This is a genomic window from Kribbella sp. NBC_01510 (assembly GCF_045040325.1).
In the GTDB taxonomy this organism is placed as follows: Bacteria; Actinomycetota; Actinomycetes; order Propionibacteriales; family Kribbellaceae; genus Kribbella.
Genome location: NZ_CP109418.1, coordinates 7,458,776 through 7,483,249, shown reverse-complemented (window position 1 = coordinate 7,483,249; position 24,474 = coordinate 7,458,776). Strand labels below are relative to the sequence as shown.

General features: G+C 68.7%; 27 protein-coding genes. 18 read left to right on the top strand and 9 right to left on the bottom strand.

Annotation, left to right across the window (positions count from 1 at the left end):
- The first annotated feature begins 71 nt into the window (after nt 1-71).
- Nucleotides 72-2,591: a X2-like carbohydrate binding domain-containing protein gene (locus OG558_RS36760; protein ID WP_405067119.1), complete on the top strand. Its 2,520-nt coding sequence runs from the start codon at nt 72-74 to the stop codon at nt 2,589-2,591.
- A gap of 27 nt (nt 2,592-2,618) precedes the next feature.
- On the opposite strand, the gene OG558_RS36755 is transcribed toward OG558_RS36760, so the two are convergent.
- The 3 genes from OG558_RS36755 to OG558_RS36745 form a co-directional block, all read right to left on the bottom strand.
- Nucleotides 2,619-2,822, bottom strand: coding sequence for a hypothetical protein (locus OG558_RS36755; RefSeq protein WP_405067118.1), 204 nt, complete (start codon nt 2,820-2,822; stop codon nt 2,619-2,621).
- A 124-nt stretch (nt 2,823-2,946) separates the two neighbouring features.
- On the bottom strand, nt 2,947-4,104 hold the full coding sequence (locus OG558_RS36750) for a hypothetical protein (protein ID WP_405067117.1): 1,158 nt from the start codon (nt 4,102-4,104) through the stop codon (nt 2,947-2,949).
- Between the two features lie 181 nt (nt 4,105-4,285).
- The gene (locus tag OG558_RS36745) at nt 4,286-4,690 is read right to left on the bottom strand and encodes a hypothetical protein (protein WP_405067116.1); all 405 of its coding nucleotides are present in this window, start codon (nt 4,688-4,690) and stop codon (nt 4,286-4,288) included.
- 173 nt (nt 4,691-4,863) lie between these two features.
- Here OG558_RS36745 and OG558_RS36740 point away from each other — a divergent pair, with 173 nt between their 5' ends.
- Nucleotides 4,864-5,454 (top strand): helix-turn-helix domain-containing protein, encoded by a 591-nt coding sequence (locus OG558_RS36740; RefSeq protein WP_405067115.1) that lies wholly within the window; start codon nt 4,864-4,866, stop codon nt 5,452-5,454.
- Here OG558_RS36740 and OG558_RS36735 read toward each other — a convergent pair.
- Both OG558_RS36735 and OG558_RS36730 read right to left on the bottom strand, forming a co-directional pair.
- On the bottom strand, nt 5,451-6,023 hold the full coding sequence (locus OG558_RS36735) for a GNAT family N-acetyltransferase (RefSeq protein ID WP_405067114.1): 573 nt from the start codon (nt 6,021-6,023) through the stop codon (nt 5,451-5,453). The two genes, OG558_RS36740 and OG558_RS36735, sit on opposite strands and share 4 nt — an antisense overlap.
- Before the next feature lie 53 nt (nt 6,024-6,076).
- Nucleotides 6,077-6,262: a hypothetical protein gene (locus OG558_RS36730; protein ID WP_329476521.1), complete on the bottom strand. Its 186-nt coding sequence runs from the start codon at nt 6,260-6,262 to the stop codon at nt 6,077-6,079.
- 231 nt (nt 6,263-6,493) lie between these two features.
- Between OG558_RS36730 and OG558_RS36725 the strand changes: the two genes are divergently transcribed.
- Nucleotides 6,494-6,667 carry a CsbD family protein gene (locus OG558_RS36725; RefSeq protein ID WP_328520346.1) on the top strand — a complete coding sequence of 58 codons (174 nt, stop codon included), beginning with the start codon at nt 6,494-6,496 and terminating at the stop codon, nt 6,665-6,667.
- Between the two features lie 214 nt (nt 6,668-6,881).
- A complete protein-coding gene (locus OG558_RS36720) occupies nt 6,882-7,082 on the top strand; it encodes a hypothetical protein (RefSeq protein ID WP_405067113.1) in 201 nt (66 codons plus the stop codon).
- Between the two features lie 17 nt (nt 7,083-7,099).
- Here the strand turns inward: OG558_RS36720 and OG558_RS36715 are convergent, their stop codons facing one another.
- Nucleotides 7,100-7,948, bottom strand: a complete 849-nt coding sequence (locus tag OG558_RS36715) for an alpha/beta fold hydrolase (RefSeq protein ID WP_405067112.1) — start codon at nt 7,946-7,948, stop codon at nt 7,100-7,102.
- Between the two features lie 108 nt (nt 7,949-8,056).
- Here OG558_RS36715 and OG558_RS36710 point away from each other — a divergent pair, with 108 nt between their 5' ends.
- The 3 genes from OG558_RS36710 to OG558_RS36700 are packed head-to-tail and all read left to right on the top strand — an operon-like array spanning nt 8,057 to nt 11,632.
- Complete coding sequence (locus tag OG558_RS36710) at nt 8,057-8,647, top strand: TetR/AcrR family transcriptional regulator (RefSeq protein WP_405067111.1); 591 nt, start codon at nt 8,057-8,059, stop codon at nt 8,645-8,647.
- A complete protein-coding gene (locus OG558_RS36705; protein ID WP_405067110.1) occupies nt 8,644-9,687 on the top strand; it encodes an NADP-dependent oxidoreductase in 1,044 nt (347 codons plus the stop codon). The genes OG558_RS36710 and OG558_RS36705 overlap by 4 nt, the downstream gene beginning before the upstream one ends.
- Nucleotides 9,688-9,697: 10 nt before the next feature.
- The gene (locus tag OG558_RS36700; protein ID WP_405067109.1) at nt 9,698-11,632 is read left to right on the top strand and encodes an acyl-CoA dehydrogenase family protein; all 1,935 of its coding nucleotides are present in this window, start codon (nt 9,698-9,700) and stop codon (nt 11,630-11,632) included.
- A gap of 7 nt (nt 11,633-11,639) precedes the next feature.
- Here OG558_RS36700 and OG558_RS36695 read toward each other — a convergent pair whose 3' ends face one another.
- Nucleotides 11,640-12,386 (bottom strand): GAF and ANTAR domain-containing protein, encoded by a 747-nt coding sequence (locus OG558_RS36695; RefSeq protein ID WP_405067108.1) that lies wholly within the window; start codon nt 12,384-12,386, stop codon nt 11,640-11,642.
- Between the two features lie 154 nt (nt 12,387-12,540).
- Here OG558_RS36695 and OG558_RS36690 point away from each other — a divergent pair, with 154 nt between their 5' ends.
- Nucleotides 12,541-12,723 (top strand): hypothetical protein, encoded by a 183-nt coding sequence (locus OG558_RS36690; RefSeq protein WP_329476525.1) that lies wholly within the window; start codon nt 12,541-12,543, stop codon nt 12,721-12,723.
- Between the two features lie 81 nt (nt 12,724-12,804).
- Here OG558_RS36690 and OG558_RS36685 read toward each other — a convergent pair whose 3' ends face one another.
- Nucleotides 12,805-13,098: a putative quinol monooxygenase gene (locus OG558_RS36685; RefSeq protein ID WP_405067107.1), complete on the bottom strand. Its 294-nt coding sequence runs from the start codon at nt 13,096-13,098 to the stop codon at nt 12,805-12,807.
- Between the two features lie 120 nt (nt 13,099-13,218).
- Between OG558_RS36685 and OG558_RS36680 the strand changes: the two genes are divergently transcribed.
- From OG558_RS36680 to OG558_RS36645, 8 genes are all read left to right on the top strand, one after another.
- Complete coding sequence (locus OG558_RS36680) at nt 13,219-14,505, top strand: hypothetical protein (protein WP_405067106.1); 1,287 nt, start codon at nt 13,219-13,221, stop codon at nt 14,503-14,505.
- A 118-nt stretch (nt 14,506-14,623) separates the two neighbouring features.
- A complete protein-coding gene (locus tag OG558_RS36675) occupies nt 14,624-15,250 on the top strand; it encodes a hypothetical protein (protein ID WP_405067105.1) in 627 nt (208 codons plus the stop codon).
- Nucleotides 15,251-15,277: 27 nt separating this feature from the next.
- Nucleotides 15,278-16,114 carry a hypothetical protein gene (locus OG558_RS36670; RefSeq protein WP_405067104.1) on the top strand — a complete coding sequence of 279 codons (837 nt, stop codon included), beginning with the start codon at nt 15,278-15,280 and terminating at the stop codon, nt 16,112-16,114.
- Between the two features lie 9 nt (nt 16,115-16,123).
- Nucleotides 16,124-17,428 (top strand): hypothetical protein, encoded by a 1,305-nt coding sequence (locus tag OG558_RS36665; RefSeq protein ID WP_405067103.1) that lies wholly within the window; start codon nt 16,124-16,126, stop codon nt 17,426-17,428.
- A gap of 23 nt (nt 17,429-17,451) precedes the next feature.
- On the top strand, nt 17,452-19,062 hold the full coding sequence (locus tag OG558_RS36660; protein WP_405067102.1) for a hypothetical protein: 1,611 nt from the start codon (nt 17,452-17,454) through the stop codon (nt 19,060-19,062).
- Entirely contained in the window at nt 19,059-20,129 is a 1,071-nt protein-coding gene (locus OG558_RS36655) for an aminotransferase class I/II-fold pyridoxal phosphate-dependent enzyme (protein ID WP_405067101.1), read from the top strand. Before OG558_RS36660 ends, OG558_RS36655 begins: the two co-directional genes overlap by 4 nt.
- Entirely contained in the window at nt 20,126-20,917 is a 792-nt protein-coding gene (locus tag OG558_RS36650) for an amidohydrolase family protein (protein WP_405067100.1), read from the top strand. The genes OG558_RS36655 and OG558_RS36650 overlap by 4 nt, the downstream gene beginning before the upstream one ends.
- Nucleotides 20,914-21,543 (top strand): hypothetical protein, encoded by a 630-nt coding sequence (locus OG558_RS36645; RefSeq protein WP_405067098.1) that lies wholly within the window; start codon nt 20,914-20,916, stop codon nt 21,541-21,543. The genes OG558_RS36650 and OG558_RS36645 overlap by 4 nt, the downstream gene beginning before the upstream one ends.
- A gap of 1 nt (nt 21,544) precedes the next feature.
- On the opposite strand, the gene OG558_RS36640 is transcribed toward OG558_RS36645, so the two are convergent.
- A complete protein-coding gene (locus OG558_RS36640) occupies nt 21,545-22,882 on the bottom strand; it encodes a sigma-54-dependent transcriptional regulator (protein ID WP_405067097.1) in 1,338 nt (445 codons plus the stop codon).
- Between the two features lie 152 nt (nt 22,883-23,034).
- On the opposite strand from OG558_RS36640, the gene OG558_RS36635 reads away from it, so the two are divergent.
- Nucleotides 23,035-23,538 (top strand): hypothetical protein, encoded by a 504-nt coding sequence (locus OG558_RS36635; RefSeq protein WP_329476527.1) that lies wholly within the window; start codon nt 23,035-23,037, stop codon nt 23,536-23,538.
- A gap of 73 nt (nt 23,539-23,611) precedes the next feature.
- Nucleotides 23,612-24,439 (top strand): c-type cytochrome, encoded by an 828-nt coding sequence (locus OG558_RS36630; protein WP_405067096.1) that lies wholly within the window; start codon nt 23,612-23,614, stop codon nt 24,437-24,439.
- The last annotated feature ends 35 nt before the right edge of the window (nt 24,440-24,474 follow it).

Sequence of the window (24,474 nt, the reverse complement as noted above, 5' to 3'; positions counted from 1 at the left end):
CTGGGAGCGCGTGGCGAAGACCGCGCGCGTCAGGGGTCTCGGCTGTCAGATGATCAGAGAGGTCACCGCTCATGACCAGATCCCTTCGCAAGAGGGCTACGCGCGGCATCGTCGCGCTCGTCGCCGTCGGCGCGCTGCTTCCGGCGGGCGCGGCGGCGACGCCTTCCGCCGTACCTGGCGCGAGTGGGCCACCGCAGGGGCCGCGCGGCGTCACCACCAAGACAGGTGCTGCCAGCGCGGCGAGCATCAGCACCCCGGCGACGGTGACCGCCGCCGCGAGCGCGTCGCTCGGGCCGGCGGGTGACGCCGCGGCGAAGCCCTACATGGGCTGGAGCAGCTACAGCATGCAGGTGTACTCGAACGACGGCGGCAACTGGATCTCGGCGGACCAGATCATCGCCCAGTCGGATGCGATGCACAAGAAACTCCAGCCGTACGGCTACAAGTACATCAACATCGACGCGGCGTGGAACGGCGGCACCGACGAGTACGGCCGGCCCGTGCCGAGCAAGAAGCTGTTCCCGAACGGTCTGCAGGCCGTCATCGACCACATCCACGCGAACGGCCAGAAGGTCGGGCTCTACAGCATCCCGGGCATCTCGAAGGCGATGCTGGACGCCAACCTTCCCGTGTACGGCCACCCGGAGTGCACGACGGGGGACCTGGCCAAGCAGCCGTTGCAGCAAGGCGACTACTGGGGCTTCGGGTACCGGATCGACATGACGAAGCCGTGCGCGCAGGCGTACATCGACTCGATCGCCGATCTGTTCGGCTCCTGGGGCATCGACTTCCTGAAGTTCGACAGCGTCACGCCGGGTTCGGGTCACAACGACCTGTCGATGGATGCGCGCGAGGAGGTCAAGGGCTGGTCGCAGGCGCTCGCCCGGCACAAGATCTGGCTCGAGCTCTCCTGGGCGCTCGACATCAACTACGCGGACTACTGGAAGTCGGTCGCGAACGGCTGGCGGGTCGAGTGGGACGTCGAGTGCTACTGCCCGGGTGAGGCGCTCACGGCCTGGCCGAACATCGCGCGACTCTTCCCGAAGGCGGCCGACTGGTGGAGGCACGCCGGGCCGGGTGGCTGGAACGACTTCGACTCCCTCGATGTCGGCAACGGCACCATGGACGGTCTGACGAAGGACGAGCGCCGTACGGCGGCAACGCTGTGGGCCGTCTCCGCTGCTCCGTTCTACATCGGCAACGACATGACCAAGCTCGACTCGTACGGCGTGGAGCTGCTCACGAACCCCGAGGTCATCGCGGTCAACCAGGCCGGGCGTCCCGCGCAGCCGGTGTCGACCAAGACCAACCGGCAGGTGTGGTACTCGCTGAACGCGGACAGCTCGTACACCGTGGCGATGTTCAACCTCGGGACCACCGAGGCCGACATGACGGCGAACTTCGCCGACCTCGGTCTGGACGGCTCCGCCAAGGTGCGGGACCTCTGGGCCCGCAAGGACCTGGGACAGTTCACGGGCAGCTACACCGCGGCGACCGTTCCCCCGCACGGCGTCCGGTTGTTCAAGGTCACGCCGCAGGATGGCGCGACGATCCGCGTCAACGACGACGATCTGCGCGTTGGGTACGACGGTACTTGGCAGCGCAACGGCAACAACGAGGTGCCGGCAGTGTCGGAGCCGTTGACGGTCACGGTGACCGACTCGGGTGCCGCCGCCCCGAAGGCGGCTGCCACCTCCGGCGTACGGACGGTCGAGCTGAACGACAACGACCCGGGGATCGTCTACACCGGTTCGTGGAGCGCGAGTACGGGCCGCGGGCTCGGTGACTATCAGGACGATGTGCACTGGTCGGAGACCAACGGCGACGCCTTCACGTACAGCTTCGTCGGCAACGGCGTCGACTACATCACGGAGAAGGACCCGTCTCAGGGCGAGGTCGAGATCTACGTCGACGGTGCGTTGAAGGCGACCGTCGACACCCACGCCGACTCGCGCTCGGCGCAGCAGCTGGTCTACAGCATCTCGGACCTGCCGAACGGAACCCACACGATCCGCGGCGTGAAGAAGTCGGGACAGTTCATGCTGGTCGACAAGCTGGTCATCCGGCAGGAGAGCCTGCTGAACCCGGGTACGGCGGCGTTCGACAAGGCAGCGCCGGCCGATGTGACGACCGAGATGGGGCGCGACCCCGGTGAGCTGGTCTCGATCACCAACGCGGGCAAGGCTCTCGTCAAGGGGACCGACTACACCGTCGACGGCAAGGTCGTGACGATCAAGCAGGCGTACCTCGCGACTCAGCCGACCGGCAGCACGAAGCTGGACTTCAGCTTCCACGGTGACTACCGCGACGACGTCCACGCGGCGACTGCGAACGGCGCGGCCATCGAGTTCGCCTTCAAGGGCACGGCGGTCGACTGGGTCACGGCACTCGGCCCGGACCAGGGTGAGGCCGACGTCTACATCGACAACAATCTCGTGAAGCGGGTGAACCTCGCCAACCCGGCGCGGGTCACGACCCAACTGGTGTTCACCCAGTCCGGCCTGAAGGACGGTTCGCATACTCTGCGCATCGTGAAGGTCTCGGGCGACGTACTACGCAACGACATGATCCGCTACACGTCAGGAAAGTAAGCGCCGCGGCCCCCGCGAACTGGGAGATCACCCAGCCCGCGGGGGCTCTTCGGTCGGCAGTGCGCGTACGGACAGGAGGGTGGCGCCGATGTCGCGGATGCCGGCGAGGACTCCGTGGAGTTGCGCCTGGTCCACGACCGTCCCGGTGAGGGTCGACGTACCGTCATCTTGACGAGTGATGGTGAGGTCGCCGAGCCAGGCCGGCCAGTGGTCGTCGAGGTGCCCGGCCACTGTGAACTGATAGCGCCGGCCACTGGTCAACGGACTGCGGTTTGGTCGAGGGCGTCCGTCGTACGGTCGGCGATGGCGGTCTGCGGGTGTCGCTGGTCGCGCCACAGGGAGATGCCGAGCCCGATCAGGGCCACGCCGGTCGGGATTGCGAGCGGCCGCAGGCGTCGACCCCGTCGAGATCGCCTTCGGACAACCGCGTCCAGGCGAGATAAGCGCTCAGCAGAGGACGTCGGCGTACGACGTCGTCGGGCAAGGACTGGAGCCATCCACGCAAGGTGCGGTCCTGGCGATGCCGTCGCAGTTCGGAGATGGCCGGCTCCACCAGATCGGCGGCTCGCTCGGAGTCACCGGCGGCCAAGGCATGGGTCACCGCGTCGGCGACCGTGCCGTTCTCGGCGTGCCACTGGCTCGCGGCCCGGTGCAGCTCGCTCAGTTTGTCTGGATGCTGTTGGGCGAGTCGCGCACGGAGTGCGTCGCCGAACAGGTGGTGGTAGCGGTACCACTGGCGCGACGCATCAAGGGGAACTACGAACAGGTTGCCTCGCTCGAGAGCTTCCAGCGTCTCCTGCCCGTCGGCGCGGCCGGTCAGTGCGTCACACAGCGGGCCGCTCAGCTCTCGCAGTACGGAGGTGTCGAGGAGGAACTCGCGCGTCTTGTCCGGCTGGCCGCGCAGTACCTCTTCCACCAGGTAGTCGAGGACGAAGCGGTGGCTGCCGGCGAACGCGTCGATGAAGGCGGCCGCATCGTCCTGACCGCGCATCGACACGGCGGCCAGTTGGAGGCCGACGGCCCAGCCCTCGGTCCGGTTCTCCAGAGCGGCGACGTGTGGGGGAGCGAGGTCGAGTCCCATCACCTGGTTGAGGAACGCGTCGGCCTCGGCCGGGGTGAAGCGAAGGTCGGCGGCTCGCAGCTCGACGAGCTCGCCACGGCTGCGCAGGCGGGCCAGTGGTAGCGGTGGGTCGGCGCGTGTCGTGATGGCGATCGTGGCCCGGGGTGGAAGGTGGTCGAGCAGGAAGGTCAACGCTTCGTGGATCTCGGGCGCTTCGATCACGTGGTAGTCGTCCAGCGCGAGAACGGTCGATCCTTGCAGCAGGTCCAGATCGTTGATCAGGCTGACCAGGATCGCCTCGGTGGGCAGGGCTCTGTCGGTGTTCAACAGCGCGGCAGCTTCGGTACCCACTTCCAGGTGTCGCAGCGACGCGACGAGATGGACGAGGAACCGGCGAAGGTCGTTGTCTTCGCTGTCGAGCGAAAGCCACGCCTCGCGGCCGGTTGCGGTCAATCAGGGTTGTCTTGCCGAATCCAGCCGGCGCGGACACCAAGACCAGTCGGGGCCGCGAGCCCTCGTCCATCCGCAGCGATGCGGTCAGTCGCGGGCGGGCCACCAGTTCCCGGCGCGGCAACGGGACGTGGAGCTTCGACCCGAGGATTACTCCCGCCTGGCCTGTGCCCATGGTCGAACGTTAGCGCCAGGCATCCCCAGGGGTCCGGACGTAGCGTCGCCAGACGTAGCGCCACGGGATGACAGCGAGGATGACGACGACGAAGGAGCAACGGAACAACAGATCGCGCGCTTCGGCGTTCAGGTCGTTGGAGACCAGCTGGGGAATCGCGACCGCGCCGATCCAGATGACCTTCCAGATCACCTCGAACAGCAGGATCGGCAGCATCCGCACCGGGTATCTGAGCCCGAGGAACGCCAGCAGCGACATGGCCGTCAGCAGACAGGCGACAACCCCTTCCATCACCGGGAGCGACCGAGCGTCCTGAACCACGACCGGCCACTTGACGACCACCAGCCCGATCCCCACGAACGCATAACCGAACCGCATGACATTCAGCTGCCGGGTGGACAGCTCCTGATCCATTCGCGATGTTCGTTCGCCAGGGACGGTAGTGGCGCTCACGGCGTGCCGCCGGCGGCGTGTGACGGGATGTGCTGCGGATCGAGCGATCGTGTGGTCATGCCCCAAGGCTGGGGGTGGGTGGGGGGTGCGCCTAGCAAGGTTGCTGTTTGTGGGAATTGGGGGTCAGATGAGTCATGGAGGACGCCTCAGCGGCGGAGATCGCCGCGGTGCTCGAACGGGTCGGGGGACGGCTCAAGCAACTCCGCGCACGCCGCCGGCTGACGCTCACCGACGTCGCGACGGCGACGGGGATCTCGAAGAGCACGATGTCGCGGCTCGAGAGTGGGCAGCGGCGGCCGACCCTGGAACTGCTGCTGGCGTTGTCGAATGTGTATCGGGTGCCGCTGGACGACCTCGTCGCGGCGCCGGTGCAGGGCGATCCGCGGATCCGGCTCAAGCCCAGTCGCGTCAAGGGGCGGACGGTGATCCCGCTGACGCAGGAGCCTGACGGCACGCAGGCCTGGAAGATCGTCATTCCGGCCAGCAAGGCGCCCCCGGAGCTCCGGGCGCACGACGGCCACGAGTGGATCTACGTACTGTCCGGCCACCTGCGGCTCATCCTCGGCGACGAGGAGTCGGTGCTCGGACCCGGCGAGGTGGCCGAGTTCAGCACCGAGGTGCCGCATTGGTTCGGCAGCACCGGCGACGAGCCCGCGGAGATCCTCAGCATCTTCGGCCGCCCCGGCGAACGGATGAATGCCGGGGGGACGACTCCGCACGCTTAGCGCAGGTCGAGGCGCATGAGGATGCGGGGATGGCCGGCCAGGACGGACGTGGTGTCGGCGGCTTTGGTGAAGCCGGCGTGTTCGAAGTTCTTGCGGAGTCCGGCGTACGCCATGGTCAGGTCGACCTTGGCGTCGCCGTTGTCCAGGGGATAGGCCTCGATCAGGGGCGCGCCGTGGTCGCGGGCGAAGTCGACCGCGCCGGCGATGAGGGTGTGCGAGATGCCCTGCTTGCGATGACCCGGGCGGACGCGAATGCACCACAGTGACCAGACCGGCAGATCGTCGACGTGCGGGATCTTGCGGTTGCGGGCGAAGGAGGTCGCCGAGCGCGGTGCGACCGCGGCCCAGCCGACCGGGGTGTCGCCGTCGTACGCGAGTACTCCCGGAGCGGGCTCGGCTCGGCAGAGCCCGGCGACGTACTCGCCTCGGGCCGGACCGCGCAGTTCGTTGTTCAGCTTGGACGGGATCCGGTAGCTCAGGCACCAGCAGACGTTGGACCCAGGCGACTTCGGGCCGAGGACGGCACGCACATCCTCGAAGACCGCAGCCGGGCGAATCGCGATGCTCATGGCCTCACGATCGCATGCGGTACGCACGCCAGTCGGACGATCGGTGAACTCAGTCACAGTGATGCTGGTTGCGCCGCATCCTGCTCAGTCGATGGGATGAAGTCGGTGGACCTGGCGAGCCGCGAGTGGGCTCCGAACCAGGCGTCCAGTACGGCGTCGTCGCCGAGCACGTCGAAGAGGGCCGGGCCCCGCTCGACGATGCGCAGCAGAGCGAGCAGGCGCTGCGTCGTCTCGCACATGATCGTCCCTCCGCCCAGCGTCGTAGCTTCCTGATCCCAGCCGCCGTCTCAACCGTGCCTCGGCTCGAAGCAGACGAAGTGGACGGCGCTTCAGGTCTGAACGCCGAGACCCCTCGCCCCACCCATCGCGTGGAGAGCACGAGGCGTTACAGATCCGGTCCAACGCATGGATCCGGGGATTGCGGGCACCCGGACGGGGTTGGATACCCCGAGCCCGTAAAGGAGAGACCGATGGGTGTCGGAGACAAGATGAAGAACGTCGCGGACGCTGCCAAGGGCAAGACCAAGGAGAAGGTCGGCGACGCGACCGACGACCGCGATCTGCAGGCCGAGGGCCAGGCGGAGAAGACGAAGGCCGACCTGAAGCAGGCCGGCGAAAAGGCCAAGGACGCCTTCAAGGACTGACCTCAGCATCCCGAGGGACCCGATCCAGCCAGATGGGGTCCCTCGGGCGTTTCCGGCCTGCTGGCCGCCGCTGAAGTTGCCCGAGGGCGCGGATTGGTGAGCGGAGTCCGTAATCCGGTTGATGGGGTGAGGGGGCTAGTGCGGTGCGGGGGGCGATGGCAGACTGCGGTTGGCGGGGCTGTTGGGGAGTCAGCAGCCGGGGTGACTGGGGGACATGATGGCGGTTGGTGGCGTCGACACCTACTACGACTACGACGAGAAGCAGTGGAAGAGCCGGAGGCTCGGCGGGGGACCGATCCGCCGCGGCCCGGTGTGTCCTGCTCCGCGGACGCCATCGCAGGAACAACACGGTTCCGGCACGACCACCCACTCCGAAAGCCGTCCGAAGAACACCGCAACCCGCGCCAAGGTCTAGCGCAGCCAAGGGCCTGCTCAGAGGAACTCGAGAGCGCGCTGGACGAAGTCCTGGTGGAACTGGAAGACGCCGCCATGGCCGGCGTCTGGGTAGATGACGAGCTGGCTGTTGGGGAGTCGTCGGTCCAGGTCGACGGTGTTCTTGGTGGGCACCATCTTGTCGTGGTCACCGTTGGCGACGAGGACCGGCTGGTGGATGGTCGCGAGGTTCGCGGGCTTCTGCAGTCCCCAGCGGTGGATGGCCTTGAGCTGCGCGCGGAACGCGCGCACGGTGACCGGCTTGTCGCGGTCGTTCGAGCGTTCCTCGAGACGTGCCAGGAATTCCTTGCCGGCTTGGATCCCGTTCGGAGTTCTGGTGAAGAAGAGGTACTGCTTGGGGTCTCGGCGGGTGAGTAGTCCTCGTGCGGTGTCGACGTACGAGATCCGGGTCACCTTGTCGATGCCCTCGCCGCCGGCCGGACCGGTTCCGGCGATGATCAGCTTGCGAACGAGTTGCGGCTCCTCCTGCGCGATCACCTGGGCGATCATGCCGCCCATCGAGAAGCCGAACAGGTCGACCTGATCGAGGCCGAGGGCGCGGATCAAGCTGACGGCGTCCGCGGCCATCGCTTCGATGGTCGTCGGCGTGGCCCCGCTGGAGGCGCCGACGCCGCGGTTGTCGAAGGTGATGACCCGATGCTGGGCGGCGATGCCGTCGACGACCCGAGGGTCCCAGTTGTCGAGTACGGCGGCCAGGTGGGTGAGGAACACCACCGGTACGCCGGTGTCCGGGCCGAGCTCCCGGTAGGCGTACTGCACTCCCGCTGCGGACAGGGTGCGCGTAGGGACGTCCTTCCAGGATGTCGTCACGGCTGATGACTCGTTCATGGCGGTTCCTTCCGTCGTTGCCCAACCGCCGGTGCGGTTGCGCTGATGGAATAGAGTATGATCATAATACTATCGAGATCACAACCCCGGGACGACGGAGGACGGCAGATGGCGCGGTATGGCAAGGAGCACAAGGAGGCGACGCGGCAGCGCATCACCGAGACGGCCGGCCGCCGGTTCAAGCAGGACGGGATCGACGGCTCGGGGATCGCGACGCTGATGGCGGATGCCGGGCTGACCAACGGCGCGTTCTACGCCCACTTCGAGTCCAAGGACGATCTCGTCGCCACGATCGTCGCCGACCAGCTGCGCGGACAGCGCGAGTGGATCAGCAGTACGGCGACCGACCGCGCCGGGATCGAGCGGATCGTGCGCGAGTACCTGTCGCCCACTCACCGCGACAACCCGGCAGAAGGCTGCCCGTCCGCTGCACTCCTCGACGAGATCGGGCGCTGCCCGGATGTGACCAAGCAGGCCTACACCGCCGGCGTATTGGGGTTCATCGACGACATCGCCGTGGTGCTGGCGCCGAATGATCCGGAGTCCGCGCGGGCGAAGGTGCTCAGTGTCTACGCCCTGATGGTCGGCACCCTGCAGCTCTCCCGCGCCCTGGCCGACCGGCAGCTTGCCGACCAGGTCCTCGAGCAGGGGATCCAGAACGCCCTCACGGTCCTCGACACCGCGGAGGCGACAGCATGAAGGCGTTCGTCATCGACCGCTACAAGGCCGGCATCCGGGTCGCCGACGTACCGGTGCCGGAGTTGGCGGAGGACGACGTACTGGTCGAGATCCACGCGGCCGGCGTGAACCCGCTCGACGCCAAGATCAGGGACGGGGAGTTCAAGCTCATCCTGCCGTACGGCCTGCCGTTGACCCTGGGCAACGATTTCGCCGGCGTCGTGGTCCGGGCCGGATCCCGAGTGCGGCGCTTCAAGCCGGGTGACGAGGTGTACGCGCGACCGGCCAAGGACCGCATCGGTACGTTCGCGGACTACATCGCAGTCAGTGAGGCTGACCTGGCGGCCAAGCCTCGGACGCTCACCATGGAAGCGGCGGCTTCGCTTCCGATGGTCGCGCTGACCGCGTGGCAGGCGCTGGTCGAACGAGCACACCTGAAGCCGGGGCAGAAGGTTCTCGTCCATGCGGGTTCCGGCGGCGTGGGGACGATCGCGATCCAGTTGGCGAAACATCTCGGCGCCACGGTGGCCACGACGACGAGCACCGCCAATGTCGACCTGGTGAAGGGCCTCGGCGCAGACGTGGTCGTCGACTACAAGAAGGAGGGCTTCGAGACGGTCCTTCGTGACTACGACGTTGTTCTCGATCCGCTGGGCGGAGAGACCCTCGAGAAGTCTCTGCGAGTCCTGCGGCCCGGCGGAATCGTCGTCGGAATCGCCGGTCCGCCGGATCCTGCTTTCGCACAGGAGATCGGAGCGTCGTGGTTCTTGAGGCTGGCCATGACCCTGCTGAGCTATCGAACCAAGAGGCGGGCGCGGCGCGGTGGCGTGAGCTATTCGTTCCTGTTCATGAAGGCGAGCGGTGAGCAGTTGCGCGAGATCACGGCGCTCGTCGACGCGGGCGTCCTACGTCCCGTCGTGGACAGGACCTTCCCGTTCGAGTCGACCGAAGAAGCGCTGGCCTACGTCGAGAGCGGACGCGCCAAGGGCAAGGTCGTCGTCAGCCGAGGTGTGGAAGGTGGCCGTCCGGGTACAGGCACAGAGGAGGCTACTGTGGAGTAAGGGGTGTGGTGTGAGTACTGGCGAGCGGGTCGTGCGGGATGTTGGTGAGCGGGAGGCTCGGGAGACTGCTGAGGCGGCCCGGGAGACGGTGTGGGTGCGACCGAGCTTCGCCAAGCAGCTGTATCTGGGGGACTTCGACCTGTCGCTGATCCATCCGCATCCACGCGCCACGGCCGAGGACGCCGTCCGCGGGGACGAGTTCCTCGGCCGGCTCGCGGCGTACTGCGAGACCCTCGACGGCCTGCTGATCGAGCGCGAGGCCCGCGTCCCGGACGAGTATCTGCAGGGATTCGCCGACCTGGGTGTGTTCGGCCTGAAGATTCCGACCGAGTACGGCGGACTCGGCCTGCCGATGTCGTACTACGGGCGCGCGTTGATGCTGATCGGGTCGGTCCACCCGACTCTCGGTGCGCTGGTGTCCGCGCATCAGTCGATCGGCGTACCGGAGCCAGTGAAGCAGTTCGGCACCGATGAGCAGAAGCAACGCTTCCTGCCACGCTGTGCGGGTGGTGCGGTGACCGCGTTCCTGCTGACCGAGCCTGATGTCGGCTCCGACCCGGCGCGGATGGCGTCGACTGCGACGCCGACCGACGACGGCGAGGCGTACCTGCTCGACGGCGTGAAGCTGTGGACCACGAACGGCGTGATCGCCGAACTCGTCGTGGTGATGGCCCGCGTTCCCGAGCACGACGGTCAGCGCGGCGGCATCACGGCGTTCGTGGTCGAGGCGGACTCGCCCGGCATCACGGTGGAGAACCGCAACGCGTTCATGGGCCTGCGCGGGCTCGAGAACGGCGTAACCCGCTTCCATCAGGTCCGGGTGCCGGCCGAGAACCGGCTTGGCCGCGAGGGCGAGGGCCTCCGGATCGCTCTCACGACGCTGAACACCGGACGGCTGTCGATCCCGGCGCTCTGTGCTGCGGCCGGCAAGTGGTGCGTGAAGATTGCCCGCGAATGGTCGTCGGAGCGTGTCCAGTGGGGCCGTCCAGTTGGCAAGCACGCGGCGGTGGCCGAGAAGCTGTCGTTCATCACGGCGACCACGTTCGCGCTCGAAGCGGTGCTCGACCTGTCGGCGCAGCTGGCCGATGCGGGGAGCAAGGACATCCGGATCGAGGCCGCACTCGCCAAGTTGTGGTCGAGTGAGATGGCCTGGAAGGTCGCCGACGAACTGGTGCAGATCCGCGGCGGCCGTGGCTACGAGACGGCCGACTCACTCGCCGCCCGCGGTGAGCGCGCCGTACCGGCGGAGCAGATCCTGCGCGATCTGCGGATCAACCGGATCTTCGAAGGCTCGACCGAGATCATGCATCTGCTGATCGCGCGGGAGGCGGTCGACGCGCACCTGGCCGCGGCCGGCGACCTCGCCTCGGCCGACGCGGATCTGCGGGCCAAGGCCAGAGCCGCCGTGAAGGCCAGCGGGTTCTACGCGAAGTGGCTGCCACAACTTGCCGTGGGCAAGGGATCCGTTCCGACGTCGTACGCCGAGTTCGGCCCGCTGGCGAGTCAGCTCCGGTACATCGAGCGCGCGGCCCGCCGGCTCGCCCGGCAGACCTTCTACGGGATGAGCCGGTGGCAGGCCAAACTCGAGTACCGGCAGGGATTCCTCGGCCGGATCGTGGACATCGGTGCGGAGCTGTTCGCGATGGCGGCCTCGTGTTCGCGGGCCGAGATGCTGCGGACGGACGATCCGGCCCGCGGCGAAGCGGCGTACGAGCTGGCGGAGGCGTTCTGCGAGCAGGCGCGGTTGCGGGTGGACCACCTGTTCGACCAGCTGTGGTCGAACACCGACGACACCGATCGGAGCTTGGCGGACCGGGTGCTGGACGGCAGGTACACCTGGCTCGAGGACGGCGTGATCGACCCGTCCGAAGGCACCGGCCCCTGGATCGCCGCCTGGCAACCTGGCGAGTCCAAGGCCTCCAACCACTCGCGCCGCTACCGCTGAACCCTTGCTATTTGCTCGCCCCGGCTTCGGCATCGCGGATCAGCTCGGTGGCGACGTCGCGGAGTTTGCGGTTGGTCTGGCGGCTGAAGCGGATCAGAGTGTCGAAGGCACGGCCGGAACTGATCGAGTAGCGCTCCATCAGCAGGCCGACCGCCTGGCCGATCAGGTCGCGGGTCTCGATAGCGGCGAGCAGGTTCTCCTCGCGTTGCGCACCCGCGTAGGCGACGGCCGCATGGGCGGCGAGCAACCGGCCGACATGCTCGGACTCGTCGGTGAAGGCGTTGGCCTCTTGGGCATACAGGTTGAGCGCGCACAGGCTGTCGTCCTTCACGAACATGGGGAAGGCCAGCACGCTCAGGGCTCCCAGCTCAGCTGCGCGGGGAGCGAACCGCGGCCAGCGGAGCTCCCGGCGCATGTCGTCGACCCGGATGATCCGGCGCTCGTGCAGTACAGCGTCCAGACATGGCCCTTCGTCGACCTCCGACATCACGGCGTCGACACGGGCCGGCAGCACGCCCGACTCTGCCTTGTGCTCCACCCGGTTGCCACCGACGAGTGCCGTCACGGAACCAGCCTCTGCCCCGGGGACGAGATCCATGGCGGCCTGCACGACTTCTCGCAGTACCGCATCAGGATCATCGGCGTCGTGAAGTTCCCGGGCCAGTTCACTCAGCGCATGGGCGAGCTGGTCCGGCTCCGACTGAGTGTCTTGCGGTGCCGGCCCTAGACTCCCCGAACTGCGGCGATCGGCCACGAGCACTCCTGCTTTCCTGGGTAGCACCGCAAGGCAGTCCAGTCCAGGGGTTTGGCGATTTGTTCGGGCACAGGGGTTGATCTAAGCGCTTCCAGCGGTCATAGTGGTTCAGCCTCAGACAGCCGGGCGACTTCTTCGACCTGCCGAGGCCTCTATGCGCGATGCTGATACCAGCACAGTCCGCGAACTGATTGCCGCCCTCCACGCCGTCGAGGCCGAGCTGCGCGCGGCCCGCTGCACCGCCGATCTCGATCGGCTGACCGCATTGATCCGACGCAAACGTTCGACCCTGTGCGAACTGCGCCGACGCCGCCTGCAGCTGTCCTGCGTGGCGTGATCCCGTCACCCACTGTCCGATTGCGGGCCCGTCCCTCTCGGGAGGGGGCAGGGGGAGCGGGCCCGCAATCACCTTCCTGCATCATTCGTTGACGTCGTGCAGTTCGAGGACGCGGTTGTCGAGCCGCGGGACGATCTGCTCCAGGACGAGCTCCTTGAAGTGGGTGGTCTGCTGGTGCGCGGCGAAGGCCTCGCGGGACTTGTACCGCTCGAGCAGCACGTACGTGCGTTCGTCGTCCAGCTGGCGATAGGCGACGAACGAGAGGTTCCCGGGTTCGGTCCGTGCCGCCTCGATCAGCCGGGGCAGCACGGCGAGCACGGCGTCCTCCTCGCCCTTCTTCATCGTGTGCTTGGCGATCACCAGAAGCTCGGTCACAGATCCTTCTCTCTCTCGGCTTGGTACGACGCTATCCGCCCGTCGCTTCGGCGAACACCGACGTCTCAGGACGGCAAGCGGTGGGTTCCGGCGTACCGGGCGGATGGCTACTGTTGACAGATGGGGAGAGGGCCGCGTGGCCCGGCGGTGGGGCTGGAGTTGGGGGTCCGGGCGGAGCTTCGGGCTGTTCCCGGGCTGCTGCTTTCGTTGCGGCTGTTGCCACTCGGGTACGACGCTCTGACCGGGACTGTGGAGCGAGAGCTCGCCGACAACCCGATGCTCGAGCGAGCGGCCGGATCTGCGTGTCCAGGGTGCGGGCGTCACCGCACGTCGGACAGTTGCCCGCGGTGCTCCGGCGTACTGCGGTATGCCGGCAACGACCCGGCCGTGATGCCCTTCGACACCCTGGAGGCAGCGGCCGCTTGTGAGATCCGGTCCAACTATCGCGAGGTGCTGCCGGTCGTGATCGCGCACCTCACCAGCCGTGGGCTGCTCGACGCGGAGCCGGACCAGATCGCGACCGCGCACGGCCTGGCACCTCAAGCTGTGGACGAGGCGGTCCGAGCGATCAAGGCGGCCGGACCGGTCGGCGTCGCGGAGACCTCCGTCGCCGACCTGTTGGTCGCCCAGGCCCGCGCACTCGTGGCGGCCGGCGCCGCCGAGGCTTGGATCGTCGACCTCGTCCGGGACCACCTGGAGGCCGTCGCCACGGGGGACACCGCGACCGTTGCCCGAGCACTCCGGGTCTCGCGGGAGGACGTAGAAGATGCGTTCCGGCTCGTCCGGGCCCGGTTGCGGCCGGTCGCCGTCGTCGAGGTGCCGGACCGGCCGGAGGCGTCCGGGATCCCCGACGTGTTCGTCTATCGCACCGATTCGGGTGCGTTCGAGGTCGAGGTGCCGGACAGTGACTGGTTCGGTCTGCGTGTGGTCGAGGTGACGTCTGCGGTGCGGGCCGACGCTGAAGCAGTCGCCTGGCTCGGCGGACACGAACGGGCTGCCCGAGAGCTGCTGCGCCAGCTCGACACACGTGGCAGCGTTTTGCGCCGAGTGGCGACGTACATGGTCGATCGTCAGGCCGGCTACTTCGAGCGCGGCCCGGTCGGGCATGTCCCGCTCAACCGGACCGATGTCGCCGTCGAGCTGGGGCTGCACCCCTCCACAGTCAGCCGCTGCGTCGCCGGCAAGCTGCTGCGCCGCCCCGACGGGAAGATCGTCGCACTGGCCGACCTGCTGGGGGGCGCGGTGGCGATCAAGGCACGGATCGCGGAGCTGGCCGCGGCCGGCCGGGTCAGCGATGCCCGATTGTGTCGCGCCCTTGCGGACAGCGGACACAAGGTCGCGCGCCGGACGGTGGCGAAGTACCGCGCCGAGCTGGGCATCGCCGCCGGCGGTCTGCGCCGAACCTGACTTCGGCCGCGGGGCGCTCCAGCCCCTCCGTGCGAAGGGTGCTTCGGCTGCGTGCGCTCCGCCGGGTTGGCACGAATTGTGCAGTAGGTGGGTGAGACCACGCGAGAGGGAGACATCCATGCACGACATCGACCGGGCACTGTTCGAGTCCGAAGCCTTCGGCGAAGGTGAGCAGAACGAATACCAGGAGTTCGGCGAGACGTCGGAACGCGAACTGGCGCTGGCCTCCGAGCTGCTGGAAGTCACGACCGAGGCCGAGCTCGACCGGTTCCTCGGCAGCTTGATCAGCGGCGCGATCTCCGCGGCCCGCGGCTTCGCCGGATCCGACGCCGGCCGGGCGGTCGGCGGGATCCTCAAATCGGCGGCCAAGCAGGCACTTCCGCAACTGGGGCGTGCGGTCGGGGACTTTGCGGCCCCCGGCCGCGGTGGCGCGATCGGCCAGCGCGCCGGGCAGTGGCTGGGCGGCAAGCTGGAGCTCGGGCTGCAGACCGAGGGGCTGTCGGCCGAAGACCGCGAGTACGAGGTCGCGCGCGCGTTCGTCCGGTTCGCAGACGAGACGGCTCGGCGGGCGGCGCAGGCGCCTCCCACGGTGCCGCCCGCGGTGGCTGCCCAACGGGCCGCCCTCGCCGCCGCGCAGCGCCATCTCCCCGGACTGGTGGGAGCCCAAGGAGCAGCAGGCGGTGGTCGCGGCACCGAAGGCCGCTGGATCCGTCGCGGCAACCGAATCATCGTCCTCGACGCGTGACACAGCCAAGAGAGAAGGGACAGCGGCATGTACGAGGCATTTGAGATCCCGGGGGAGAGCTACGAGTTTGCTGGTGAGGCCGAGTCCGAGTGGGAATCGGGCGAGGCGTACGAGAGCGAAGCCGAGACGATGGAAGCCGAACTCGTCCAGGAACTGCTGGAGATCAGCACCGAGGCGGAGCTGGACCGGTTCCTCGGCAAGCTGGCCAGCAGCGTGATGAAGGGCGCGTCCCAGTTCGTCAAGTCGCCGATCGGCAAGGCGCTGGGCGGCGTACTGAAGAACGTCGCCAAGACGGCGCTACCGATGGTCGGCGGAGCGCTCGGCTCGCTGGTGCTGCCCGGGGCCGGGACCGCGATCGGCGCCAAGCTGGGATCGATGGCAGGTGGCCTGCTCGAGGCGCAGGAGGCCGAGTCGATGGGCGAGGTCGAGGCCGAGTGGGAGGCCGCGAGCCGCTATGTCCGTTTCGCCCGCGGCGCGTACTCCAACGCTGCGCGGGCGCCGCAGAACATCCCGACCCGGGCAGCCGTCCGGGCGGCCGGGATCAGCGCCGCCCGGCGGTACGCACCGAGCCTGCTCGGCTCCGATCAGCGGATGTCTCCGTGGCGTTCGCGCCGGCGGTCGTACGGCGGCGGCCGGTCCCGACCGCCATGGGCCTACACCGAGCCGGTGCCGTGGTTCGGCGGTGGCGACGACTATGCGGGCGGCAGCTACGGCGAGCCCGATCAGTGGTGGCAGGGCGACGACTACGAGTCCGGCGAGGGCGAGGGCGAGGCCCAGGGCCGTCCGCCCGGCAGCAACGGGTCGCGAGCCATGTCCGGGCGCTGGGTCCGCCGGGGTGGCCGCATCGTCATCCTCGGCGCCTGAGGGGTTCCGATGGCCGATCCCGGAGGCTTGGCGACTCGCCTGCTCGAGCATGAGGCGCGCGGGCTGCTGACCCGTCTGGACCAGGTGCGGCCCTTCGCTCTGCACGAGACGATGGTGCCCGCTGCGGCCCTCCCGTACGACGCGCAGCTCATCATCGAGCGCTTCTTGCACGCGAGCCGCGGCCGCCTTCGGGAGAAAGTCCACGGGTACCTCGACTGGCTGCACGGCCAGGGCCGGCAGGCCGGCGCGGCCGAGCAGCAGCGGCGGTTCGTGCTGATCCGGCTGGGGTTCAACGACGTACTGTCCCAGTTCGATCTGTTCACCGAGGTCATCACCCAGCGCAGCGAACACGAGACGGGCGTCTGGCTGTCCGGCCTCGACGTACTGGCGCGGGACGCGCTCCGGGTCGATCTCGACGGCTACGAGCAGGTGCCGGCCGTGTGCTACCTGGCCCGGGGACCCGGCGCCGCGATCCGTCGGGCCCGCACGCGCTTGCCCGGCGGCGAGTCGAACCCGGTCGCGATCATCCGGGTCCCCAGGGAACGCATGGTGGGCAGCGGCATCGCAAGCTCGCTGGTGCACGAAGTGGGGCATCAGGGAGCTGCGCAACTGGGGCTGGTGGAGTCGTTGCGCGGCGACCTCGCCCGGGCGGCGGGCAAGGACCCGCAGGGCTGTTGGCCGACGTGGGACAAGTGGATCAGTGAGATCGTCGCCGACTGCTGGTCGGTCGGGAAGCTCGGGATCACGTCCACCATCGGTCTGCTCGCCGTCGTCAGCCTGCCGGCGTTCTTCGTCTTCCGGCCGTCCGGTAGCGATCCGCATCCCGTTCCGTACCTGCGGGTCCTGGTCAGCGCGACCATCGGCGAGGCCATCTATCCGCATCCGCAGTGGGCCGCGATGCGGCACAGCTGGAAGCAGTTGTACCCGACCAGCGACCTGCCGGCCGGCCGTCGTACCGAGCTGGAGCGGCTCGAGGCCGCGATCCCGGACTTCGTCCGGCTGCTGCTCCGACACCGCTCGGCTGCTCTGCATGGTCACCGGCTCGGCGACATCTGGCCGAGACGGGAACGCCACCCGGCGCGGCTGATCCGGCTGCACCACGACTGGGCCGGCGACATCGCGGTGATGGCGCGCCAGCCCTCGTCGCTGGTGTTCGCGGTCATCGGCCAGGCCAAGTCGGCCGGCCTGATCAGCCCGGAGGAGGAGAGCCGACTGCTGTCGGTCCTGCTCCAGGCCTGGGCCGTCCGCAGCAGTCTCGACGTCGTCCAGCGGCCCATCACCAACCACGCACAGCCCGCGCGACGGGCGTCATAACGAACTATCGAAAGGACACGACCGTGCACGTTTCGTGGACACCGGATCCCATCCGGGCCGGCCAGCGGGCCGTCCTGCAGATCCTGCTCGAGGACACCGATGACCCGGGCGACTACACCTTCCGGCTCACTGTCGCGGCCGACGACGTCAACCCGTTCGGCACCGGCGAGACCCATCGGATGCGGCGCGGCCTGGACTTCGAACCCGAGGTGCTGTTCGCCGTCGAGGGAAACAAGACGCTGACGATCACCAGGGGCAAGGAAGGCCCCTTCGAGGGGGATCCGGAAGTGGTCCTCCCGGTGCTCGCCGCGCTCACGCCGCAGGTGCCGACCCAGACGGTCGCCCTGGTGGCGGGCGACCCGCCGCAGAGCGCCGACGAGGTGCTCTGGAGCTTCATCCGTGAGCTCACCGGGCAACTGCGGTTCGAGGAGTTCCACGAGTTCGTCGAGCCCAAGCTCACCGGCCTGTCCGGGCCCGAGTGGTTCGGCACCGACGCCTACCGCCGGCTCTTCCGGGCCGCCGAGACCTTCGTCGAGGCCGCCGCCGACCCGCTGCGCGCGATCGAGAAGCGGCGGCTGCTCAAGGACGAGATCTCGCTGGGAACGGTGACCGGCGGACTCGAGCGGTCGTACGTGAGCAGCGAGCGCGACGACCTGGCGCAGCCGTTCCTGCGCTTCGCCCCCGATGTCCAGTTCCGGAACGACCAGGGGGTGGCGGCCAGGGGCGGCGGCGGGGGACCCGCCGCGCAGTTCCCGCTGCCGAACGTGCCGTTCGTCGAGTTGATCTGGAACTACTGGCATGAGGAAGGCGGCCTCGTGCAGACGATGAACCACATCCTCGCCCGGTTCCAGAACCGCCGGATCGGACCGCAGTACGACGCTCTGGCCCGGTTCGACCTGAATCCGCTGCTGCCACTGCGCAACCTGCTCTGGGGGTTCACCGAGGACGAGCAGAGCCGGCTGACAGTGCGCCGGCGGGCGGCGGAGTACATGGTGCAGTACGGCCTGCCGCTGGTCGGTCGTGCCGTGCCACCGCCGTACACGATGGTGGATCGGCGGACGCAGTTCCTCGAGGGCTTCCACGCGTTGCTGCACGCGGCGCACGAGTTCTACAAGGAGCGGGACGACAAGACCGTCGACGCCGACGCGTTCCCGTTGCTGAGCAGCCTGCGCGAGGTCCATCTGGTGCTGGCGCACGGGGCGCACAACCAGTTCGCCGACCTGCCGCTGGTAGCGCGCGCGGAGATGCTGACGATGCAGTGGATCCTGGCTCAGCCGGAGATGCGGGAGTTCCTCGGCGGCCCGACCATGGTCCCGTACGAGGAGGACTGGATGGACCGGGTCGACACCATGAAGAGCATCCAGGGGTGGCCCGAGGCCAGCATCACGCACTTCTTCGAGCTGGCCGTCCACGGCGAGCAGATCCTGCTCTCGATCCGGCACGGCCGCTGGAACGAGTCGAGCCGGACCCGCGAGGACGCCGCGAACTGGGCACTGACGTGGCGCAACGAGATCCAGCGCTACATCCACGCCTACCGGACCGTCACCGGGGTCGATCTGCAGACCTCGGTCGACGCCACCATGCCCTCGGTTCTGCTGGCTCGCCGCGGCGCGCGGCAAATCCGACGAGCGTGACCGGTCATGTCGCGACGGACCCGAGGCTCGACTTCACGTCGTCGTTGTTCCTCGGCCTGCAGCACGGCAGCAGTTCGCTGCCGCCATGGGCTTCGCTCACGACCGGCGTACCCCCGGTGCTGCACGAGGCGCCGGTCGCGCACCGGGTCGCTGCCGCCGTCGCGGCGGCGCAGGGTGCGCCGGCCGGCGTGGTCGGCCGTTCCGCCTTGCATGCGCTGATGGACGTGATGGGGATGATCCCGCAACGCGGCGACCTCGTCGCGATCGACGCGGCGGCCTACTCACTCGCCGAGTGGGCCGCATTGCGGGCAGCGGCCAACGGTGCTGTGGTGCGCAGGTTTCCGCATCATCGTCCGGAGGGGATCGTCGCCGAGCCCGGGCGACGGCTGTTCGTGCTGACCGACGGATGGTGCCCCGGCTGTAACCGGCCGGCGCCGCTGCCGGACTTGCGGCGGCTCGCCCGCGACACGGGTGGCGAACTCATCGTCGACGACTCACTGGCGTTCGGTGTCCTAGGCAACAAACTTCGGGGTGAGGTGTTCGGAGACGGCAGCGGTACGCCGGGATGGTGCGAGCTGGATCACCCGGCGATCGTCTGGGTCGCGTCGTTGGCCAAGGCCTACGGGGCACCGCTGGCGGTGACCACCGGCGACGCGTCGACCATCAGGCGACTGGCTGCGGATGGCGGCAACCGGGTACACAGCAGCCCGCCCTCGGCTGCCGACCTCGGGGCTGCGAGCACGGCTCTGCGCGATACGAGCGACAACCGGGCTCGGCGTACGACGCTGCAAGGGCATGTACTGCGCTTGCGCAACCGCTTGCGTGACATCGGCCTGTCGGTCAACGGCCTCCCGTTTCCTGTCGTCAGCATTCGGTTGCCGGGATCAGATGCCCAGAGCTGGTGGTCGCACCTGCAGTCGGTGGGCATCCGCGCCGTCCTCCAGCAATCACGATGCCGGCGCGGCGTCATGCTCACCGTCCTCGTGCGTGCCGATCACTCGCCTGCCGATCTCGACCGGCTCGCCCTGGCGCTGCGAGGGCTGGCTGGACGGCGAGGTGCGGCATGAGACGGCCCCCGATCATCGACGCGCATTGTCACGCCGGCCTTGGCGACGGATTCACCGGTCCGTGGGACACCGACGCATCGCTCGGCAAGTATCGGCAGCGGGCTGTGGAGGCGGGCATCGACCGGACGGTGCTGTTGGCTCCGCTGACCTCCGACTACCGCTCCGCCAATCAGGCGGTGGGCGCAATGGTGACCGCCGAGCCGCGACGCTACCTCGGCTTCGCCTTCGTCAATCCGGTGACCGATCGGGGCCGGGTCGGCGCGATGGTGGACGAGGCACGGGCGTGGGGTGCGTGCGGGATCAAGGTTCATTGGCGGGACGGCCGGATCACCCGCGAGGTGGCCGAGGTGGCGCTGCGCCGGGACCTGCCGATCCTGTACGACCCGGCCGGCGACACCGCCACGGTCGAGATGGCCGCGACGTCGTACCCGGGTGTCGCGTGGATCATCCCGCACCTGTCGTCGTTCTCCGACGACTGGAAGGCCCAGATCGCCTTCGTCGACCAACTGGTCCGGCTGCCGAACCTCTTCACCGACACCGCGGGCGTGCGCTACTTCGACGTACTGGCTGATGCCGTACGACGGGCCGGACCGGACAAGGTGCTCTTCGGCTCCGACGGCCCGTTCCTCCATCCCCTGGTGGAGATCAGCAAGATCCACGCCCTGCACCTGCCCCCGGCGGACGCCGCGCTCGTGCTCGGCGGCAACCTCCTGCGACTGACCCGGTCCGCCCGCCGCTCGGCGCCGCCTTATCTAGCAGCAACCCAGAACCGGAGGTACGCACGATGACAATGGCGATGCAGGAATCGGAGGCCCGGACGTGGTCCCCGCTGGGCCCCGCCGCACCTCGGCCAGGCCAGCCCCACCCGCGGCTGGTGCTGACGGCGCCGGGATTCGTGGAGATCAAGCCCCACACGGCCAGTGGGATCAAGTCCGGCCTGACCCAACTCGCCGGTCGCCTCCGCGGGGCCGGGCGCACGGTCGGGGTCCTCGCGACCTACCTGGGCGTCGACGCCCGCGGCCGGCCGATCCGGACGGGCCGGCCGGGATTCGTTCGGGTGAACGCGACGCTCGTGGACCTGGGCACGACACCGGTACCGACGACGGCTCAGTACAGCCGGCCCGCACAGTGGTTCTACCTCGGCCTGGCTCCCGTGCCTCCCAAGGTCGACCATCCACCGGTGGATCACGCACCCGCCTTCGGCTGGGCCGTCGAGCCGATCGTCCAGCGACAGGTCATGCAGATGGCCCACTTGCAGACCAAGAACCGGAGGTGGGTGCCGCTGGGAGGTCCAGGGCGCGGTCCCGATATCGAGTACAGCGAGCTTGCCCAGTTCTATCGGGAGCTGGCGCAAGAGTTGCGGGATCCGTTGTACGCCGAGATCGCGTCGGAGCTGGAGGCGATGGCCGCCTAGCTCACTCGCCGGTACGTCGTTTCGCCCGGCGCAGCTGCAATGCCCGGTCGGTGACGCCGAGACGCGCGGCGGCGGCGCGGATGCTCCCCCCGGATTCTTCGATCGCCGCGGTGACCGCGAGGTCGGCGACATGGTCGCGCAGTTCCCTGAGCGTCATGCCCTGCCGCAGCTGCTGCCGGATCGACTCCATCAGGGTCGGCGCCCGGCTGTCCGCCGTACCGTCCGCGGTCAACGGGCGATCCGAGGGCGGGAGATCGCCTGGCGTGACGGGGCCCGGGCCGACGTGCCGCGACGCGACTCGATGGGCTAGCTGCCGCAGGTCGCGGAGATTGCCGGGGTAGTCCCGCCGCCGCAACGCGATCTCCACCTCCGGTGTCACCTCGGCCGGTTCGGCGTGGCCCTGGGCTTCGGACACGAAGCTGCGGAACAACGGGATCAGATCGCCGGGCCGGTCCCGCAGCGGCGGCAGCTGCACGGAGTACGCCGCGATGCGGTAGTAGAAGTCGGCCCGGAACCGTCCGGCGATCACGTCGTCCTCCAGGACGCGGTTGGTGGCACAGATCAGCCGGAAACTCGTGTGCTGCCAGGTGTCGGCGCCGACCCGCTTGTACATGCCCTCCTGGACCACGCGCAGCAGTTCCGGCTGCAACTCGAGGGGGAGCTCACCCACTTCGTCGAGCATCAGGGTCCCGCCGTTGGCGGCGGCGCACGCGCCGGTCCGCACGCTCACCGCGCCCGTGAACGCTCCCCGCTCATGGCCGAACAACTCCGAGCCCGACAGGGTGGGCACGATGGTTGTGCAGTCCACCACCACGAGGTGCCCGGACCGGCCCGCCGCGCTCACCGTGTGCGCGACTTTCGCGGCCAGTTCCTTCCCGGTCCCGGTCTCGCCGGTGATCAGGATCGGACCACCGCCGAACTTGGCGGCCGTGACCAGGTCCCGCAAGGCGTGCCGCAGGGCCGGGCTGGTACCCCGGATCACGTCGGCCACCGGCGGCGACTCGACGACGTTCTCGACCTCGATCAGTCGCTCGAGGCGAGCCTGGATCGGCACGGGATCGTCGGCCCAGATCATCAGGTCGGTCGCACCGCAGGCCAGCAGCGACCAGGGCTCGAGGCTGTGTCCTGCCTCGGCTACGACAATCACATGGGCGTTGGTGGACGCCGCCAGCGCGAGCGTCTGTTCGAGATCGCGGGAGAAGGCCGAACACACGACGACGCCGGTGAGTTCGCCTGGTTCGGGAGCGGTCACCGACCGCAGATCCGGGTGCGAACCGCAGATCGCGCGCGCGATGGCCTTGGTACGTGAACCTCCGCCAAGGTCGAGCACCCACGTCATCAGATCCCCCGGGAGAAACCCCGTTAGAGCCTGGGTCCACGCCCCTCCGCCGCCGGCCACCCAGCCCTGATTTCAAGGTTAATCGGGCCGCGTCGGTTCTACCAGGGTTGAGTTACCTCACGTAGTCTGCGGACAGCGGGGAGGAGACTGCGATGAACCGTGGCTTGCTGAACTCGTTGACCGACGCCGAGCGGCTGCTCGTGGCCGAGACCGAGCGGGACGAGCTGAAACGCCTGGACGAGGACGAACTCCTGGACTTGCACCAGCGGATCCGACGGGCGCGAACCAAGTACGTGAAGAACTACCGGCGCACCGCGAGTGCCGCCGTCGCGCAGACCGGTGGCCGGGGGATGTCCTACCCGAAGAACCAGCGCGATCGCGACAAGGCGGAGCTGTTCGAGTCGGTCCTGGCGAGGGTGAGCCGCGAGGTCGCCGTGGTCGCCAACCGGGCGTCGATGGAGCTACGCAGCGAGCGGCTCGAGGCGGCGCGGGCGGCCAAGTCGGGTGCCGGTGCGCCGACGATGCGTGCCGTCGACCAACCGAAGCCGGAGGCGCGCACCAGGGCGCGGGCAACCAAGACCACGGGTGGCTTGAAGAAGGACGCCTCCACCCGGGCCACCGGCGCGCGTAGGCAGGCCAAGCGCGACGCCCGCTGAGGGCTCGCCCGAATCGGGGGATCCCAGCCGGCTTGCGGTCATGTCAGTTTGTCCCGCGACGGGAGGTGCGGAGATGCGAAGGACAAAGTTCGCAAGGACCTTGGTGGTTGGCTCGGCGCTGGTCATGGTCGGCCTCGCGTACGCCGTACTCGTGCCGGACGGCGCGGCCGGTGCGGACGGGCCGCAGTCCCAGCAGATCGAGGAAGGACGCAAGCTGTTCGCCGTCGGGTGCTCGAGCTGCCACGGTGCGCACGCCGAGGGGGGAACCGACGGCGAGGGACACATCACCGGGCCGTCGCTGATCGGCGTCGGCGCGGCCGCGGTCGACTTCCAGGTCAGCACCGGACGGATGCCGGCCGCTCAGACCGGTGCCCAGGTGCCGCAGAAGCCCCGGGTGTACACCCCCGAGGAGACCGCGGCGCTGGCGGCGTACATCGCCTCCCTCGCCCCTGGACCCGCGATACCGGCTGAGGAGGCGTACGACGTCAGCAAGGCGACACAGGAGGAGGTCGTCCGCGGCGGTGAGCTGTTCCGGACGAACTGCACGGCGTGTCACAACTTCTCGGGTCGCGGTGGTGCGCTGCCGAACGGACGCTATGCGCCGTCGCTGATGGAGACGACGCCCAAGAACATGTACCAGGCGATGCTGACCGGTCCGCAGCAGATGCCGGTCTTCTCCGATGGCGTGTTCACCCCGGAGGACAAGCGCGCTGTCATCGCCTACCTCGTCAGTCTGCAACAGTCGGAAGACCCCGGTGGCTTCGGTCTCGGCCGGCTCGGGCCGGTGTCCGAAGGCCTGTGGGGCTGGCTGCTCGGCATCGGTGCGCTGGTCGGCGTGGCGGTGTGGATCGGGGCCAAAACGCCTCGCGTCAAGCGCGACGAACAGGGACCAAAAGGGTGACAAAGGGCCGAATCGGCGCGCCGTAGTCGTTGCGA

What these genes read in the sequence shown, in the direction of transcription:
- OG558_RS36760 (WP_405067119.1), top strand. Translation starts at nt 72, where the DNA reads ATGACCAGATCCCTTCGCAAGAGGGCTACGCGCGGCATCGTCGCGCTC.
- OG558_RS36745 (WP_405067116.1), bottom strand. Translation starts at nt 4,690, where the DNA reads ATGGATCAGGAGCTGTCCACCCGGCAGCTGAATGTCATGCGGTTCGGT.
- OG558_RS36740 (WP_405067115.1), top strand. Translation starts at nt 4,864, where the DNA reads ATGGAGGACGCCTCAGCGGCGGAGATCGCCGCGGTGCTCGAACGGGTC.
- OG558_RS36735 (WP_405067114.1), bottom strand. Translation starts at nt 6,023, where the DNA reads ATGAGCATCGCGATTCGCCCGGCTGCGGTCTTCGAGGATGTGCGTGCC.
- OG558_RS36730 (WP_329476521.1), bottom strand. Translation starts at nt 6,262, where the DNA reads ATGTGCGAGACGACGCAGCGCCTGCTCGCTCTGCTGCGCATCGTCGAG.
- OG558_RS36725 (WP_328520346.1), top strand. Translation starts at nt 6,494, where the DNA reads ATGGGTGTCGGAGACAAGATGAAGAACGTCGCGGACGCTGCCAAGGGC.
- OG558_RS36720 (WP_405067113.1), top strand. Translation starts at nt 6,882, where the DNA reads ATGATGGCGGTTGGTGGCGTCGACACCTACTACGACTACGACGAGAAG.
- OG558_RS36715 (WP_405067112.1), bottom strand. Translation starts at nt 7,948, where the DNA reads ATGAACGAGTCATCAGCCGTGACGACATCCTGGAAGGACGTCCCTACG.
- OG558_RS36710 (WP_405067111.1), top strand. Translation starts at nt 8,057, where the DNA reads ATGGCGCGGTATGGCAAGGAGCACAAGGAGGCGACGCGGCAGCGCATC.
- OG558_RS36705 (WP_405067110.1), top strand. Translation starts at nt 8,644, where the DNA reads ATGAAGGCGTTCGTCATCGACCGCTACAAGGCCGGCATCCGGGTCGCC.
- OG558_RS36690 (WP_329476525.1), top strand. Translation starts at nt 12,541, where the DNA reads ATGCGCGATGCTGATACCAGCACAGTCCGCGAACTGATTGCCGCCCTC.
- OG558_RS36680 (WP_405067106.1), top strand. Translation starts at nt 13,219, where the DNA reads ATGGGGAGAGGGCCGCGTGGCCCGGCGGTGGGGCTGGAGTTGGGGGTC.
- OG558_RS36675 (WP_405067105.1), top strand. Translation starts at nt 14,624, where the DNA reads ATGCACGACATCGACCGGGCACTGTTCGAGTCCGAAGCCTTCGGCGAA.
- OG558_RS36670 (WP_405067104.1), top strand. Translation starts at nt 15,278, where the DNA reads ATGTACGAGGCATTTGAGATCCCGGGGGAGAGCTACGAGTTTGCTGGT.
- OG558_RS36665 (WP_405067103.1), top strand. Translation starts at nt 16,124, where the DNA reads ATGGCCGATCCCGGAGGCTTGGCGACTCGCCTGCTCGAGCATGAGGCG.
- OG558_RS36650 (WP_405067100.1), top strand. Translation starts at nt 20,126, where the DNA reads ATGAGACGGCCCCCGATCATCGACGCGCATTGTCACGCCGGCCTTGGC.
- OG558_RS36645 (WP_405067098.1), top strand. Translation starts at nt 20,914, where the DNA reads ATGACAATGGCGATGCAGGAATCGGAGGCCCGGACGTGGTCCCCGCTG.
- OG558_RS36640 (WP_405067097.1), bottom strand. Translation starts at nt 22,882, where the DNA reads ATGACGTGGGTGCTCGACCTTGGCGGAGGTTCACGTACCAAGGCCATC.
- OG558_RS36635 (WP_329476527.1), top strand. Translation starts at nt 23,035, where the DNA reads ATGAACCGTGGCTTGCTGAACTCGTTGACCGACGCCGAGCGGCTGCTC.
- OG558_RS36630 (WP_405067096.1), top strand. Translation starts at nt 23,612, where the DNA reads ATGCGAAGGACAAAGTTCGCAAGGACCTTGGTGGTTGGCTCGGCGCTG.